Here is a 2,580-nt window from a genome sequence, read left to right as displayed (position 1 = left end):
CGTCAGTACGATCTTGAAGTAAATATTCTGGTTACAGACGATGCCTATTGGACAACTACTCGGCAAGATTATATTCGACAGCTACTCTGGGATGAGTTAGCTGATGAGCTAGGTGATACCTGGCTTTCTGTTACCTTTACTGGTCAGAAACGTTGGTTATAACAAACATTCGTATGAGCTAGTACAAAAGAACGGCACCAGTCGTTCTTTTGCTATTAGTTTTTCTAATTTTGAGAGCTAATAAATCTAAGCAGTAAAGTGCTAGCAATCTTGTCAAATTGAGCGCAAAATATACGGGCTACAAATAAGAAGCCGAATATTTATAAGAAATAGCGATTTAGATTGCTATTCTGGGCGATACGTGGATTAGCTTATTGATTGTGGGTTAATAAATTAATCTACGATATAATGCCTGACTGATGGATATGATGATTCATCACATTTTTGTAACTAGTTAGTGCAAATTAAACGTAAATAAGGTATCTTATTTTTTGTCTAAAAATTGCTTTTGCCAAGAGGCAATCTTTAGACCGTAGTTTAACCCTTTTTTGGTGTCTTTATTCTCGGATTAAGCACCATGGCTTAAATCAAAGGTTTACAGGTTATTATGGAAACTCTGCTAGTCATTGCCTTCATATTCGGCGCTGCATTTATTATCGTAAAAGAGAAAAAATGCACGAAGGGTATAGACTATTCACGAGACTCGCTATAAAACTCGGGCGCCATATGGCGCTTTTGTTTTATTTATCTATTCAATGTGAATAGTAATTACTACTGTTTGATTATTTCTGTCTAAGCAACTTCCTGTTGTTTGTTCTTTATATCCTCATATCCTCTGCATTCAATTTTGATCAAGATCAGATTTGATCTTGAACTCGTGATACATTTTTTTCGTTTTTTATCAAGTCGTGATCTCAGTCGTAAGAGATAAAAATGTATTGCTTGAGAAGCATCTCATTAATGAATATTGTTGTATATTGTTGTAACTCAATATCGTTGTTTTTATTGTGACATTTACGGTTGCAATTCATGAACGGCTACTAGGGAAAGGTTCTTTTTCAGGTTATGTTATTCGATAATCGAGCTCGGAATACAGAGGCGAGTGTATTCAAGCGTGGGGTTCTAAAAAAGCATAACTTATCATCTATTGCATTTGTTCTAGGCTTATCGTTTCTTTTTTCATTGCTAAGTGGCTTCTTTTCACAGCTTCAACTGTCATACATCATTAGCTCAGACTCAAAAGAGCTATTGAATACCTATTCAATGAAGGTGGAACGCTTCCCTGAAGTGCTCAGTTCGCTAAGCCGGAATTTCCAGTTTGATTGCAGCCCCCTTGATCAGCATCAGCTTCAACACATTGCGTATAATGATTATGTTATTCGGCGGATAACCATAAAAACGAAGAGTGGAGCACAGTGCTCTAGTTTTCAGGGCGCTGACACAGAATCAAGGTTGGTTCCTTTGCTTTACAACATGACGCCTGATGTTTCATTGTGGGTAGCCTCGGAGTCGAGAAGCGAACAGAACCTTCTGGTAGCAGAATGGAAGGGCGAGAAGGGGAGGTTGTTGGTTCATATGGAGCCCCTGGTTTCTGAGACTCTAAGAAACAAGTATTGTGATGATTGTGTATTAAGCTCGATTTCTTCTATAGATAGCCCAACCGTCTCTTATTGGCGTGGAGACGCAGCATTGCTTGTTAATGAGCCGCTGTTTACCTCTGAATTTTCTGAAGGGCTCAGGGTCAATACGTTTGTAAAACAAGAGTTACTTACCAAGTACAAGGAAGAGCTATGGTTGCCATTGTTTTTGTTTGGCGGCGGGCTTGGGGCTATCTGTCTTTCCTTATACCGTATGTTTATCCGCAGAAAAATGTCTCTTCACTCACTGGTTGAACAGGGCTTGGCTAAGCAAGAGTTTGTTCCTTATTACCAACCCATTGTTGATGTATCCAGCAATTCTCTGTATGGCTGCGAAATGCTTGCTCGCTGGCAGCGACCAGGACAAGATGTTATTTCACCGATGGAGTTTATCCCCTATGTTGAGAAAAGTGGCCAGATCTTACCTATTACCGAGCAGCTTATAGAAAAGGCAATCTATGAGATCAGCAAGTTGAATTGGCAAATGACGAAACAGGTTATCAGCATCAATGTGGTTCCTGATCAGCTAGAGAGTCTGGATGTGCTGGAAAAATCACTCAAGCTGCTACAACACTCAGAAATAACGCCCGAACAAATAGCCTTTGAAGTAACCGAGAGAAAGCAGTTTACAGATTTAACCATGGCTTCTGATGTTATTGAGCAGCTAAGAATGCGGGGTATTGGTGTCAAACTTGATGATGCCGGGACCGGTTATGGGGGTTTTAGCTACATCCAACAGCTTAATATCAGAAGCCTAAAAATTGATAAGATGTTTGTGGAAAATATTGGCACTGCCGATATCAAATTATCTTTGCTTGATTCGATAATTGCTTTTGGCAAGGAGGCAGGGATGGAGATGATTGCCGAAGGAGTCGAGACTGAAGAGCAATCAAAGTACCTTGCCGAACAAGGGGTCTACTTGCAGCAGGGATACTTCTTTGGT

General features: G+C 39.9%; 1 protein-coding gene. It reads left to right on the top strand.

The annotated features are described in order from the left end of the window. Positions 1–1,182: 1,182 nt before the first annotated feature. The coding region (locus MHN01_RS24250; RefSeq protein WP_370646560.1) for an EAL domain-containing protein at positions 1,183–2,580 on the top strand (1,398 nt) is incomplete at its 3' end.

The organism is Photobacterium sp. OFAV2-7, assembly GCF_022347985.1.
Lineage (GTDB): Bacteria > Pseudomonadota > Gammaproteobacteria > Enterobacterales > Vibrionaceae > Photobacterium.
Note: the sequence above shows the minus strand (reverse complement) of the source record. Positions and strands in the feature narration are given on the sequence as shown.